At 54.5% G+C, this 14,020-nt stretch carries 12 protein-coding genes and 1 riboswitch; of the genes, 6 read left to right on the top strand and 6 right to left on the bottom strand.

The genetic code is table 11. The features are described from left to right. Positions 1–103: 103 nt before the first annotated feature. Positions 104–2,335 carry a formate C-acetyltransferase gene (gene pflB / locus ACQGQ5_RS12395; protein WP_455736814.1) on the bottom strand — a complete coding sequence of 744 codons (2,232 nt, stop codon included), beginning with the start codon at positions 2,333–2,335 and terminating at the stop codon, positions 104–106. 75 nt (positions 2,336–2,410) lie between these two features. Further along, positions 2,411–2,495, bottom strand: a riboswitch (ZMP/ZTP riboswitch). 236 nt (positions 2,496–2,731) lie between these two features. Between pflB and ACQGQ5_RS12390 the strand changes: the two genes are divergently transcribed. The 3 genes from ACQGQ5_RS12390 to ACQGQ5_RS12380 all read left to right on the top strand — a co-directional run bounded on the left by ACQGQ5_RS12390 (position 2,732) and on the right by ACQGQ5_RS12380 (position 4,400). Continuing rightward, a complete protein-coding gene (locus ACQGQ5_RS12390; protein WP_455736813.1) occupies positions 2,732–3,100 on the top strand; it encodes a demethoxyubiquinone hydroxylase family protein in 369 nt (122 codons plus the stop codon). Between the two features lie 25 nt (positions 3,101–3,125). Further along, the gene (locus ACQGQ5_RS12385) at positions 3,126–3,941 is read left to right on the top strand and encodes a family 1 encapsulin nanocompartment shell protein (RefSeq protein WP_455736812.1); all 816 of its coding nucleotides are present in this window, start codon (positions 3,126–3,128) and stop codon (positions 3,939–3,941) included. An 84-nt stretch (positions 3,942–4,025) separates the two neighbouring features. Continuing rightward, on the top strand, positions 4,026–4,400 hold the full coding sequence (locus tag ACQGQ5_RS12380) for a desulfoferrodoxin family protein (RefSeq protein WP_455736811.1): 375 nt from the start codon (positions 4,026–4,028) through the stop codon (positions 4,398–4,400). Between the two features lie 79 nt (positions 4,401–4,479). Here the strand turns inward: ACQGQ5_RS12380 and ACQGQ5_RS12375 are convergent, their stop codons facing one another. From ACQGQ5_RS12375 to ACQGQ5_RS12365, 3 genes are all read right to left on the bottom strand, one after another. After that, positions 4,480–5,760: a diaminopimelate decarboxylase gene (locus ACQGQ5_RS12375; RefSeq protein WP_455736810.1), complete on the bottom strand. Its 1,281-nt coding sequence runs from the start codon at positions 5,758–5,760 to the stop codon at positions 4,480–4,482. A 7-nt stretch (positions 5,761–5,767) separates the two neighbouring features. Continuing rightward, complete coding sequence (locus tag ACQGQ5_RS12370) at positions 5,768–6,463, bottom strand: TrmB family transcriptional regulator (protein ID WP_455736809.1); 696 nt, start codon at positions 6,461–6,463, stop codon at positions 5,768–5,770. A 65-nt stretch (positions 6,464–6,528) separates the two neighbouring features. Further along, positions 6,529–8,304, bottom strand: coding sequence for a methyl-accepting chemotaxis protein (locus ACQGQ5_RS12365; protein ID WP_455736808.1), 1,776 nt, complete (start codon positions 8,302–8,304; stop codon positions 6,529–6,531). 384 nt (positions 8,305–8,688) lie between these two features. Between ACQGQ5_RS12365 and ACQGQ5_RS12360 the strand changes: the two genes are divergently transcribed. The 3 genes from ACQGQ5_RS12360 to ilvD all read left to right on the top strand — a co-directional run bounded on the left by ACQGQ5_RS12360 (position 8,689) and on the right by ilvD (position 11,913). Further along, positions 8,689–9,291, top strand: a complete 603-nt coding sequence (locus tag ACQGQ5_RS12360) for a LexA family protein (RefSeq protein WP_455736807.1) — start codon at positions 8,689–8,691, stop codon at positions 9,289–9,291. A 155-nt stretch (positions 9,292–9,446) separates the two neighbouring features. Continuing rightward, positions 9,447–10,133: a FadR/GntR family transcriptional regulator gene (locus ACQGQ5_RS12355; RefSeq protein WP_455736806.1), complete on the top strand. Its 687-nt coding sequence runs from the start codon at positions 9,447–9,449 to the stop codon at positions 10,131–10,133. Positions 10,134–10,257: 124 nt separating this feature from the next. Beyond that, positions 10,258–11,913 (top strand): dihydroxy-acid dehydratase, encoded by a 1,656-nt coding sequence (ilvD, locus tag ACQGQ5_RS12350; protein ID WP_455736805.1) that lies wholly within the window; start codon positions 10,258–10,260, stop codon positions 11,911–11,913. Between the two features lie 160 nt (positions 11,914–12,073). On the opposite strand, the gene ACQGQ5_RS12345 is transcribed toward ilvD, so the two are convergent. Together ACQGQ5_RS12345 and msrB are read right to left on the bottom strand one after the other, a co-directional pair. Beyond that, a complete protein-coding gene (locus ACQGQ5_RS12345) occupies positions 12,074–12,802 on the bottom strand; it encodes an HAD family hydrolase (RefSeq protein WP_455736804.1) in 729 nt (242 codons plus the stop codon). Positions 12,803–12,970: 168 nt separating this feature from the next. Continuing rightward, entirely contained in the window at positions 12,971–13,987 is a 1,017-nt protein-coding gene (msrB, locus tag ACQGQ5_RS12340) for a peptide-methionine (R)-S-oxide reductase MsrB (protein WP_455736803.1), read from the bottom strand. Positions 13,988–14,020 lie beyond the last annotated feature (33 nt).

The following is a 14,020-nucleotide window of genomic DNA, read 5'->3' as shown; positions in this document are numbered from 1 at the left end:
GATCAGGATGCCCTGTCCGGAATTTATTGTGATCATGACGACCAAAAATATCCCGGCGTGTGCCGGGATATTTTTGAGACGCATAAGAAGGTTCCTTTTTTCCTCACATCGCTTCGTGGAAGGTTCTGGAAAGCACCTCGCGCTGCTGCTGCCGGGACAGCTTGTGGAAATTCACGGCGTAGCCGGAGACGCGGATGGTCAGGTTGGGGCAGTACTCCGGGTCCTCATAGGCTTTCAGCAGCGTTTCCCTGTTCAGCACATTGACGTTGATGTGGTGCGCCTTCTGCCGGAAGTATCCGTCCAGGACAGCGACCAGATTGCCGTAACGCTGCTCCTCCGTATGCCCGAGCGCCTGCGGAACAATGGAGAACGTATTGGAGATGCCGTCCTTGCAGACCTCGTAGGAGAGCTTCGCGACGGAGTTCAGCGCGGCGAGCGCGCCGTTTTTCTCGCGGTTGTGCATGGGGTTCGCGCCGGGCGCGAAGGGTTCCCCCGCTTTTCTGCCGTCCGGTGTGGCGCCGGTCTTTTTGCCGTAGACGACGTTGGACGTAATCGTCAGAATGGACAGCGTGTGTTCCGCGCCGCGGTAGGCGGGGACCTTTTTCAGCTCTTCATAGAACAGCCTGACCTGTTCCTGCGCGATGGAGTCCACCCGGTCGTCGTCGTTCCCGAAGGCGGGATATTCCCCGACGGTCCCAAAATCCGTAATCAGCCCGGTTTCATCGCGGATACATTTTACCTTCGCGTACTTGATCGCGGACAGAGAGTCCGCAAGGACGGACATTCCCGCGATCCCAAACGCCATAAAACGGTGGACGTCGGTGTCGTGCAGGGCCATCTGTGTTTTTTCATAAGCATATTTGTCATGCATATAATGGATGACGTTCATTGCGCCGACATAGGTTTTCGCCAGCCACTCCCGGTAGACGTCCATCAGCTTCAGCACCCGGTCATATTCGAGGTATTCGCCCTCATAGGGGGGATGCGCGGGGGCGACCTGAACGCCGCTCTTTTCGTCCCGGCCGCCGTTCAGGCTCATCAGCAGCAGCTTTGCCAGATTGGCGCGCGCGCCGAAAAACTGCATGTCCTTTCCCACCCGCATGGCGGAAACGCAGCAGGCGACGGCGTAGTCGTCGCCGAACACGGGGCGCATCACGTCGTCGTTTTCGTACTGGATCGCGTCCGTGTCGCAGGAAACCTTCGCGGCGTAGCGCTGAAAGGCTTTCGGCAAATCCGCCGACCACAGCACGGTCAGGTTCGGTTCCGCCGAAGGCCCCAGATTATAGAGCGTGTGCAGAATCCGGTAGGAGCTTTTGGTGACAAGGGTCCGGCCGTCCTCGCCCATGCCGCCGACCGCCTCCGTGATCCACATCGGGTCGCCCGCGAAAAGCTCGTTGTACTCCGGGGTGCGCAGGTGGCGGGCCATGCGCAGCTTCATGACAAAATCGTCGGTGATCTCCTGAGCCTGTTCCTCCGTCAGCAAGCCGCTTTGCAGGTCGCGCTCAAAATAGACGTCCAGAAAGGTGCTGACGCGGCCCAGGCTCATGGCGGCGCCGTTCTGCTCCTTGATGGCGCCGAGATAGGCAAAGTACAGCCACTGCACCGCTTCCCTCGCGTTCTGCGCCGGCTGGGAGATATCAAAGCCGTACAGGGCCGCCATCTCCTTCAGATACCCCAGAAAGGTGATCTGCTGATACAGCTCCTCCAGCAGGCGGACGTTATCCGCTTCCATGCTCTGTGAGGCTGCCTTCCGCTTGTCCCTTTTCTTTTCCTCAATGAGCCGGTCGACGCCGTACAGCGCGACGCGGCGGTAGTCGCCGATGATCCTTCCCCTGCCGTAGGCGTCCGGCAGCCCGGTGATGACGCCGCAGTGGCGGGCGGCTTTGATCTCGTCGCTGTAGGCGCGGAAAACGCCCTCGTTGTGGGTCGTCCTGTACCGGAATTCCTGCTCCACCTTTTCGGAAAGCCGGTAGCCGTAAGCTTCGCACGCCCTGCGCGTCATGTTCAGGCCGCCGAAGGGGTTCACGCCCCTTTTGAGTGGGCGGTCGGTCTGCAGGCCCACAATGATTTCCTTCTCCTTATCCAGATAGCCGGGCCGGTAGCTGGTGAGCGAGCTGACCGTCTGCGTGTCGATATCCAGCACGCCGCCGAACTCCTGTTCCAGCTCCAGCAGGCGGTCGAGCTTTTTCATCAGCCCACGGGTGCGCTCCGTGGCGGGGGCGAGAAACGCCTCGCCGCCCGAATACGGCCTGTAATTGGTCTGGATAAAGTTTCTGACGTCAATGCTTTCCCGCCAGCTTCCGCCCTTGAAATTCTTCCATGCCTGATGGTCCATTGGTTGACTCCTTTCCATGAAACAAAGCATCCGGCCCCTCTTTTCAATAAAAAAAGAGCACCACTCGGTAAAACCAAATGCTGCCCAGACGGTCGGCTGAAGGAAGGCCTTTATTCCACTGTGGTGAATCCACAATTATCCGTCAGTAATAAAAGCCCTTATGTTTTTATGACCTGATTATAATATATCCGTGCGGCTTCTGTCAACCGGCCCGTACGGATTTCTCAACAGATTACGGAATTGTAAAGGGAATATAAAATATTTCGGAAATCTCTTTGCTGTTTGTAAAAATATTGCTATAATATAAAAGAGGCATTTGACAGATATTTACAGAAAACAAATTGGATTCCGTCGAATCTGTCAAAAAATAACAATCATAACAGGAGGTTGAGAAAAATGCCGGCTTTTGCAAATCCTTTTCAGGCAAACGTTGAAAGAAAATTAACCCATGAGGAACTCGTTCAGGCCATCCGTCTGGACATCGCAGGGGAACTGGAAGCCATCTATCTTTATGACGCCCACGTTCAGGCCACGGACAATGAACTGGCCAAAACGGTCATCAGCGATATCCGCGATGAAGAAAAGGCCCATATCGGTGAATTGATGACGCTGCTCCGGCAGCTGGACCCGAAAGAAGCGGAGCTGTTCGCCTCCGGTGAAGCGGAAGTAAGAGAGATGCTGGAGGACCTGGGAATTTCCGAAGCGTCCGCAGAGCCCGCCGACGGCGCCCCCGAACAGACGGTAGGCAGTCTGCTGGGCAAATAAATAAATCTGTAAAGGAGCTGATCATATGGATTATCTTTCAAGAGAAGGTTCCCCGGTACCGCAGGAGCTTTGGAAACAAATTGACACCGCCGTAGTGGAATCGGCGCGCCGTATTCTGGCGGGCAGAAGGTTCTTACATATTTTCGGGCCTCTCGGCATCGGAGCGGACAGCATCGCGATTGACGACGCGGACAAGATCGGGGAAGTCACCAAAGACGGGCTGACGGTCACCGCCGGCAGAAAGCACGTGGAAATCCCCACCGTTTACGACGACGCCACCCTTTTGGCAAAAGATCTGGAAAGCAGCCGCAAATCCGGCTACCCGGCGGATTTATCCGCCGTTATGGCTTCCGCCGAGGCCTGCGCCCTGAAAGAGGACCGGCTGATCTTCTTCGGAGACGAGGGACTGGGCTATGAAGGGCTTCTTACCGCGGCGGGAACAAACCGGATCGAAAAGAAAGACTGGTCCGAGGGAGAAAACGCGTTTACCGATATCGCCGCGGCAGTCCAGCTTTTGATTTCAAAAAACGTTTACGGCACTTATGCGCTCGCGGTCAGCCCCGACCTGTATCTGCAGATGCAGCGGATTCAGCCGGGAACGGGTCTACTGGAAATTGATCGTGTGAAAAAGCTGCTGAACGGCAATATTGTCAGCAGCCCCGTATTGGGAAATAACAAAGCGGTGCTCGTCTGCACCGAGCCGAGAAACGTCGATCTGGTGGTCGGGCAGGACCTTGCCGCCGCTTATCTGGAGCAAAAGGACCTTAACCACTGCTTCCGTATTCTGGAAACCGTTCTGCTCCGCATCAGGCGCAGGCAGGCTATCGTCGTTTTTGAATGACCCGAAGCCCCGGCACCGCACGGCACATCTTTTATTTGCTGTTTTATTGATTGAGAATCAAATGATGGAAATGAGGTTGTAAAAATGTCAAAAGTTGTTTTTTACCGCTGTGAGATTTGCGGCAATATGGTAGCGCTGATCAGGAGCGGCGGCGGCACCCTTACCTGCTGCGGCCAGAACATGACGAAGCTGGAAGCAAACACCACCGACGCCGCAACCGAAAAGCACGTTCCGTTTATCACAAGGGAAGACGGAAAACTCAAGGTTCAGATCGGTTCCACCATTCACCCCATGCTTCCGGAGCATCATATTGAATGGATTGCGCTGGAGTCCGGCGACAGGCTGGAAATCGTGCATCTGAAGCCCGGCATGGACCCGAAAGCGGAGTTCAACGACGCCGAATCCGGCACGGTTTACGAGTACTGCAATCTTCACGGCCTTTGGAAAGTTGAATTCTAATGGATTAAAATGAAAAATGGCTTTGCGGGTTTTCCGCAAAGCCATTTTTGTTATATCATCCTATTTTGGCGGGATAAACTCAATCATCTTTCCCGCGGCCGCCGTTTTCCGGAAACAGCCCCAGAAAATCAAGGGTCGCGAAATAATCGGCCGGGGTTTCCGCGCGGCGGATGAGCCGCGCCGACCCGTCCTCTTTCAGCAGCACCTCCGCGGAACGCAGCCTGCCGTTGTAGTTGTAGCCCATGGCATGGCCGTGCGCGCCGGCGTCGTGGATCACCAGAAGGTCCCCCATGTCTATTTTCGGAAACATGCGGTCAATGGCAAATTTGTCGTTGTTCTCACACAGGCTTCCGACAATGTCGTATTTGTGGTCGCAGGGAGCATTTTCCTTCCCCATCACCGTAATATGGTGGTAAGCGCCGTACATGGCGGGGCGGAGAAGGTTGGCCGCGCAGGCGTCCACCCCGATATATTCCTTATAGATATGTTTTTCGTGAATCGCTTTCGTCACCAGACAGCCGTACGGCCCAAGCATGAAGCGCCCCAGCTCGGTGTAGATCGCCACGTCCTTCAGGCCCGCCGGAACGAGGATCTCCTCAAAGGCTTTGCGGACGCCCTCCCCGATCTTTGCGATATTGGCCGGCTTTTGTTCGGGGCGGTAGGGAATTCCTACGCCGCCGGACAAATTGATGAAAGAAACCGCAATGCCCGTTTTACGGTAGATGTCGGCGGCCGTACGGAACAGGATACCGGCCAGCGTCGGGTAATACCCGTCGTCCGTCGTATTGCTGGCGAGAAAAGCGTGGATGCCGAAGCGCCTGGCCCCCAGCTCCTTCAGCTTTACAAATCCCTGCTCCAGCTGTTCGCGGGTAAAGCCGTATTTGGCTTCCCCCGGCGTGTCCATAATGGCGTTGCTGATCTGAAAGGTCCCGCCCGGATTGAAGCGGCAGCAGATGGTTTCCGGAATGCCCGCCGTGGATTTCAGAAAATCGATATGCGTAAAATCGTCCAGATTGATCAAAGCGCCCAGCTTTTTTGCCAGCACAAATTCCTCGGGCGGCGTTTCGTTGGACGAAAACATGATGTTCTGTCCGTGAAAACCCACCGCGTCGGAAAGCATCAGCTCGGTCAGCGAGGAACAGTCCACCCCGCAGCCCTCTTCCTTCATGATTTCCAGAATGACCGGGTTGGGCGTTGCCTTCACCGCAAAATACTCACGGAAGCCGTTGTTCCACGCAAAAGCCTTCTGCAGTCTGCGCACGTTCTCCCGGATCCCCTTTTCATCATAAAGATAAAACGGAGTCGGAAACCGGGCCGCGATCTTTTCAAGTTCTTCCTTTTTTACGAACGTATCTTTCAAAACAGTTTCAGCTCCCTTTCGTTACGGTAATCAATGTGATTTCATTTTTCAGCGCCTCTTTGAAAAGCTCAACCAGATTGCGCTTTTGAGAATACAGGCAGGTGGACTCGGAACCCGCGGCAATATCGCCGGTCAAAACGCTTTTGGAATCGGCAATCAGGCGAATCTGATGCCGCCCGGTTTTCGTGTGGTACACCAGCGCGCCCTCCAGTTCAAAAGGAGGGTCGGTGATGACGACGACCTTCAGCCCCCGGCACAAAGCCGAACAGAGCTGCGGCAGAAGCAAAGAAAGCGTCTGTTCGGACACGGCAAGGTAAATACGCTCTTTCGCCGCGTCGATCATATTTTTCATTTTATCCACGATGTTGGTCTCGCCCTTGACGGTGATATACCCCTCGCCGGCTTCCCGGCGTTTGGGCGCCGCCCTCACCAGCAGTTCCCGGTACTCCTGCATGCGCCGGATACGGTTGCTGCAAAACTCCCCGACCGGAACGGGAAGATAGTGGGTGGCCGTGCCTTCCTCCACAAGAGCCGCGCCTTTTTCAACCAGACCGGCCAGCGCCGTATAGGTATTGGAACGGGATATGCCGGACGCTTTCGCGGCCTCATATCCCGTCAGTTTTCCTTCGGAGCAGAGCAGAAGATACAGGGCCGATTCCTGCCGTGTAAGATTGTAATATCCCAGCAGTTCCACCAGATCCATCGCGCCGCCCCCCGTATAGTGTTTCTCTATAGGAACACTATACGATATTGATCATGATTTGTCAATTAATATTTCTGACCCGCCGCCTCCAACGTCAGGTCTGAAGGATTCTTTTCAGCTTTCGCTCCGGTTTTCGGGCCTCCCTCGATCACCGTAAGCTTTCTCTTTTTCAGCTGGAAGGAGCCGACCAGCTTCCTGAGCATATCCGCCTGTGCGGACAGCTCCTCGCTCGCCGCCGCGCTTTCCTCCGCCGTGGCGGAATTCGTCTGGACGACCGCGGAAACCTGATCCACGCCGGTTGTGATCTGTTCGATCGCGGCGGCCTGATCGGAAGAGGCCATATCGATTTTGACGATCGTTTCTCCCACAAGCCCCACCTTGGCCGCGATCTCATTCAGTTCTTTCGCCGTACGCCCGGCGATAGCGGTACCGTTTTTTACGCTCTGGATGGAACCCTCGATCAGGCTGGTGGTCTGCTTGGCCGCGTTGGCGGACTTGCTTGCCAGATTCCGCACCTCGTCGGCCACCACGGCAAACCCTTTTCCGGCGCTGCCGGCCCTTGCCGCTTCCACGGCGGCGTTCAGGGCAAGGATGTTGGTCTGGAACGCAATGTCGTCGATCACCTTGATAATTTTTCCAATCTCACTGGAAGTATTGCTGATTTCTTCCATGGAAGAGAGCATCTGCCGCATCTGTTCGTTGCCCTGTTCCACCTGTGCGACGGTATCTTTTACGTAGCCCGCCATTACCCTGACATTATCCGCCGTCTCGCTGACTTTTCCGGAAACCTCGGTGACGGAGGCCGCCAGTTCTTCCACGGAGCTTGCCTGCTCTGTCGCGCCCTGCGCAAGCTCCTGAGAACCGTCGGAAACCTGGGCCGCTCCGCTGTTGACCTGTTCCGCGGAGGTATCGATGGCTGCGAGAGTATTGTTCAGCTCGTCGGAGATCTGCATCAGCGCCTGTTTGATCGGAGCAAAATCCCCCGCATATTCCTGTGTAATATCCGCGGTCATATCCCCCTTTGCCATACGCCCCAGCTTGTCCGAAATATCCGCGACATACAGCTTTAGGGTCCCGGCGGCCGACTGCAGCGACCGGGCAAGAGAACCGATTTCATCCTTCGAGGAATAGGTGATATCTACGTCCAGCTTTCCCCGTGCGATGCTCTCGGCGGCGACGGCCATTTCATTGACCGGCCTGCTCAGCTTCCGGGCCAGCCAGAAGCCCCAGCCGACGGAGACGAAGACGCCGAAAAGAATAATCACAATCATCATGAGCATCATCGTATTCCCAAGCTGCTGATTGGCGTCGTTGTTCGCCTTTGCGTTGCTGACCCGGTTCTGCATGCACTGGGTATAATTGTCGGTCACCTTGATGTTGATTTCCATCAGCTTTTTCAGGCTGGTCATGGCTTCGCCGATATTTTTCTGCCCGGTTTTCTGAACGATGTCCTCAAAGACCGGCCAGAATTCTTCATTAAACATGGCTTTCGTCTGCAGAAACAGCTCTTTCGACGCCTCTGTCGCAATGGTCGGTTCATACTGTTCAACCGCATCGTCATATTGCTTTTTATATTTTTCGGTATTTGCGACGATGGTTTTTAACTCTTCCTGATTGTCGTAATACAATATATAATCTCTGGATAACCCTCTTAAACGGTCGAGATTCACAATGATATCCGACATGACCGGCAGCGGCACGGTCTGCTGCTCATAGAGCTTTTTGCTGGAAGCTTCCATCTGCCGCATACTGTAAATTCCGGCGCCGCCGACAATGATCGTAATCAGGGATATCGCCAGAAACGACAGGATCAGCTTATTTGCGATTTTAAGATTTTTCATAATTTTTCTCCATTCCTCATTCTCCACCCTGGACTCTTTCTCACTATTCCGCTTTGTCCGGGTCCTGTACCCGTACTTTTGCCGCCGCCCGGTTTTTCGGGCGTTTTCCACCGCGGCTTTGATCCATCTGTTTTTTCTCCCTGCCCCTTTCCCAAAACGCGGCCGGCTGCCATTCCTCCATCGATGGTGCCGGTCACATTTTTAGTTTGTTTTTTTGTTTCGATCCATTTTATATCTATTACTAATTTATCGTCCAAAATATCAATTATTTTAATATTTTTAGGTATTATTTTTTTAATTGATCATAATATATTTGTTTTGCTTATATTTAGTTTACTTTTTTTTTGGCACAATTAAAATTCATAGTGAAAGGAGTTGACTTTATTGAATCGAATCAAAATACTAAGAATGAAAAATAAATTAAAACAGCAGGAGCTGTCCAAGATCATCAATGTCAGCCAGGCGTCCCTCTCCGGATACGAAAGCGGAAAATACGAGCCCGACAATAAAACTCTGCTGAACCTGGCGGCTTTTTTCGGCGTAACCACGGATTATCTGCTGGGAAAGGACTCCGTTCCCGACCCGCCCGACACCTCCAAAAAAATACCCGTGCTCCGCAGCCTCCGCGCGGAGGTATCGGCCGAATCCGCGAAAGATGTGGTAGGATATGAGGAAATCAGCGGGGAGATGGCAAAACAGGGAGATTTTTTCGCCATCAAGATGCATGGGGACAGTATGGAGCCGCGCATTCAGGACGGCGACACCGTGATCGTACAGACTGGCTCCATAGTGGAAACCGGGGACATTGCGGTTGTTTCCATCAGAGGGGACGAGGCGACCATTAAAAAAATAGCAAAATACGAAAGCGGGATCACCCTGATTCCCTATAACCCCAAATATGAACTGGTTTCCTTTTCAGCGGAAGATCTGACCAGGCTGCCGGTCGTCATACTTGGCAAGGCGGTACAATTAAGAGGAAAGTGTTAGGTAATGCGAAAAAATCATATGGTAACGCCGCATTGGCCAGCAGCCGGTGCGGTATTTTATTGCCGTCTTTACAGACATCGGACATCCTTATTGAAATAGGATGTCTTTTGCGGTATAATCATGCCGAGAACATCAGAAATGCGGAGGAATCGGCAGTGAAGACAAAAGGAAAAAGCCTTGCGGAAAACATCGCGGACGATATTGTCGCAAGGATCACCATCGATAAAAAATATTCGGCCGGAGACAAGCTGCCCAATGAAAACGAGCTGTCCGCCGACTTAAAGGTCAGCCGGACCACCCTGCGGGAAGCGATCCGTATTTTGGTGGCGCACAACCTACTGGAAATCCGCCGCGGAAAGGGCACCTATGTCAAAGACAATCAGGCCATGGACCGGGAAATCGGCCTGAACACGCTTTCCGCTTTCCCGATGGATGTAAAGGACCTGTATGAAATGCGCCTGATTTTCGAGCCCCAGTCCGCCTACCTTGCCGCCAGGAGGGCTTCTGACAAGGAGCTGGAGCGCATTCTGCACTACGGCAGGCTGGAGGAAGACCTGATTTTAAGGAAGCAGGACCGCACGGAGATAGAGCAGGCCTTTCACAAGTCCATCGCAAAGGCGACCCACAACGAATTTATGAACCGCCTGATGCCCATCCTGTATCAGGCCATCGGCAAGGGCGTGATTTTGTCCAACGCAAAAGAGGAGATCGTGCGGAACACGCTGAACGATCACCGCATGATTATGGAATTTTTATCAAAGCGGGACGCGCTGGGCGCAAAGACCGCCATGGAGCTGCATATTATCCACGCGATGCGAGGGTTCGGCATCACGGAGGAATAAATCGTATTTTTTTATCAATTGACATAAGACATCATACAATATATAATAAATTATACAACTGCGGCGGCCGGAACCCCCCTGCTTCAGCCCGCTGCTGTCAATCAAAGAGTGAGGTGCTTGTAAAATGAACAGTGATGCGGTAACCAAAAGCGTACCGCAGCGCGCGCTGTTTCACGCGCTGGGTTTTACCAATGAGGAATTGGAGCGTCCGATCATCGGAATCGTCAGCTCGCAGAATGAGATCGTTCCGGGGCATATGAATCTGGACAAAATCGTGGAAGCCGTCAAAACGGGCGTTTCCATGGCGGGGGGAACCCCGATCGTATTCCCGGCCATTGCGGTCTGCGACGGTCTTGCCATGGGCCACCGCGGAATGAAGTATTCACTGATTACAAGGGAGCTGATCGCCGACTCGACCGAGGCGATGGCTCTTGCCCACGCCTTTGACGCGCTGGTGATGGTGCCGAACTGCGACAAGAACGTGCCCGGCCTGCTGATGGCGGCGGCGCGTCTCAACATACCCACGATCTTTGTCAGCGGCGGGCCGATGCTCGCCGGATTGGTGGACGGGCAGAAAACCAGCTTTTCCAGCGTTTCGGAAGCTTCCGGAGCGTACCGCGCCGGGAAGATCACAGAAGAAAAGCTGCTGGAATTTGAAAACAAGGTCTGCCCCACCTGCGGCTCCTGCTCCGGCATGTACACGGCAAACAGCATGAACTGCCTGACGGAGGCACTCGGAATGGGGTTAAGGGGCAACGGGACCGTTCCCGCCGTTTACTCGCAGCGCCTTCAGCTTGCCAAGCACGCGGGCATGCAGATTATGGAACTGCTGAAAAAGAATATCCGGCCCAGGGACATCATGACGGAGGACGCGTTCAAAAACGCGCTCACCATCGATATGGCGCTGGGCTGCAGCACCAACAGCATGCTGCACCTGCCGGCCATCGCGCACGAATGCGGTATCTCCATCGATCTGAACATCGCGAACGAGATCAGCGACAAAACGCCGAACCTCTGCCATCTTGCCCCGGCGGGACATACCTACATGGAGGATCTGAACGTTGCGGGCGGCGTGTACGCCGTGATGAACGAGATCAGCAAGCTCGGTCTGCTCAAAACCGACCTGATGACCTGCACGGGCAAAACAGTCGGGGAAAACATTGCGGACTGTCCCGTTCTGGACTACGGCGTGATCCGCTCCGTGGAAAATCCGTACAGCAAAACCGGCGGCATCGCCGTGCTGAAGGGCAATCTGGCCCCCGACGCCTGCGTGGTCAAGCGCTCCGCGGTCGCCCCCGAAATGCTGAAGCACGAAGGCCCCGCCAGGGTGTTTGACTGTGAAGAGGACGCGATCGAGGCGATCACCTCCGGGAAAATCGTGGCGGGCGACGTCGTCGTCATCCGGTACGAAGGCCCCAAGGGCGGCCCGGGCATGAGGGAAATGCTGAACCCGACCTCCGCCATTATGGGAAGCGGTCTGGGCGGGAGCGTCGCCCTGATTACGGACGGCCGCTTCAGCGGCGCGACCAGAGGCGCGGCGATCGGGCACGTTTCGCCGGAAGCCGCCGTGGGCGGAAATATCGCGCTGGTCGAGGAAGGTGACATCATCAAAATCGATATTATGGCAAACACCATCGATTTTGTTGTCAGCGATGAAGAACTGAACAAGCGCAAAGAAAACTGGAAGCCGAGAACCCCCCGTATCACGGAGGGCTGCCTTTCCAGATACGCCGCCTTGGTCACCTCTGCAAACAGGGGCGCCGTTCTGGAACTGAAATAAGGAAAGAGACAAGAATTCGACCCTCTGGGAGGGGGCCGGAAAAAGGCTGCGCCGTCAACGGATTTGATCCGTTGACGGCCGCTTTTTGTTTCAGGCCGGAATCCCCCGCTATCAGAATATGCGGGCAAGAGTGCGTCCGTTCCTGTATTTTCAGACTTTTTTAAACAAGGTCCAGCGTATTGATATTCAGGCGATAGGTCACGTCCTTGCGCTCCACAATCACCGTAAATTTCTCTTTCAGCTGATCGTCGTTCTCAATATGGGAAAGCAGTTCGCGCGTGGGATTGACCGCGACCGGGTTCCCGACGAGCTGCAGCATGGAATAATCGCCGTTGGTGTCGCCGTAGGCATAGCTCAGGGACAGATCGATGTTGTGCTTCTCCGCCATTTCCAGAACCGCCTTGCGCTTGCTCTGGGAATCCCACATCGGGATGATTTCCCCGTTGTAGGTGCCGTTCTTTCCGACCTGATAAATGGTTCCCCGGTAATCGTCCATGCCGTACATCCGGGAAACCTCGCTGACCAGCTCGATCGGCGAACCGGAAATGGCGATGACGATATGGCCCTGCTTCTTATGCCACCGGATCCGTTCCCGCGAATAAGTATAGACGCGCTCGCCCTTTTGCTCGATCACCTTTTTCGCGATATAGGCAATGTGAAAAGCGCTGGTGTTTTTGACGGTCTCCGTGTAGATATCCACCATTTTCTGCAGGTAAATATCGTAATCGCCCACGCGTTTGTCCCATCTGGTAAAAGCGGGCTCGACCTCGTTGTCCCATTTGCTGTTGTCGATCAGCTCGTATTTAATCATTTTCCTGAACATTTCGCTGATGAGACCTTCCCGGGAGATGGTCCCGTCAATATCAAAAAAAGCCGCGATTCTTTTCATGATGAATCCTCCTTTCCAAGCTTTGCTTGACCAATGGAAAACGACGGATTTTCAGTCGCTCCCGATCCTTGCCGTTATGTACTCGTCGGCGTACTGCCCCCGTCCCCTTCCGCACCCGGCTGCTTTCGTTTTTTGCTTTGTGTGCGGAAGGGGGAGAGCCGGAAATATTTATTCTTCTATCAGCTTGATAAACTGCCCGTATCCCTGTTCTTCCATTTCCTGAAGCGGAATAAAGCGGAGGGACGCGCTGTTGATACAGTAGCGCAGGCCGCCCTGCTCCTTCGGGCCGTCGGGGAAAACATGGCCAAGGTGGGAATCCCCGCGGCGGCTGCGCACCTCGGTGCGCACCATGGAATGGCTGGTGTCCCGGTGCTCCGTCAGGGCGCCGGCGCGGATGGGTTTCGTAAAGCTGGGCCAGCCGCAGCCCGATTCAAACTGGTCACTGGAAACGAAAAGGGGCTCTCCGGTCACGACGTCCACATAAATGCCCTTTCTGCGGTTGTCCCAGTATTCGTTGTCGAACGGCGGTTCGGTGGCGTTCTGCTGCGTGACGCGATACTGCATTTCCGTAAGGGAAGCCTTCAGCTTCTCCGGCGACGGCTTTGGGTAAGCAGCCTTCCCGGAGGGCGGGGTCTGTTCCCGCAGGGAGGAAAAGTCAACGTGGCAGTAGCCGCCCGGATTCTTTTCCAGATAATCCTGATGGTACTCCTCCGCCGGATAGTAATTTTCCAGCCGGCTGACTTCGACCGCGATCGGCGCGCCGTATTTTTTCTGTTCCTTCGCGACAGATTCCCGAATCACCGGAAGATCCGCCTCATCCCGATAATAGATTCCCGTGCGGTACTGGGCGCCGATATCGTTTCCCTGACGGTTGACGCTGACAGGGTCGACGATTTTAAAATAGAAATCCAGCAGCGTCGGCAGGCCGGTCTTCTCCGGATCATAGAGAATATGGACCGTTTCCGCGTGCCCGGTGACCTTCAGGTCATGGTAGGAAGGATTCGCCGTCCTGCCGTTCGCGTAGCCGACATCCGTTTTCGCCACGCCGTAGATGCGGGCAAAATAGGCCTGTACTCCCCAGAAGCATCCGCCCGCAAGCCAGATTTCCTTTAATTTTCTGTTGCTGTAATCCGTGCCGGCATTCGGGTTTTCCGGAAGGCCGGACTGTACGCCATATTTCTGCATATGACCCTTCCTTTCGCTGTTGGGAATAAATTC

It is taken from the genome of Caproiciproducens sp., assembly GCF_053840905.1.
The sequence above is the reverse complement of the archived record's forward strand: the minus strand, read 5'-3'. Positions and strand labels throughout refer to the sequence as shown.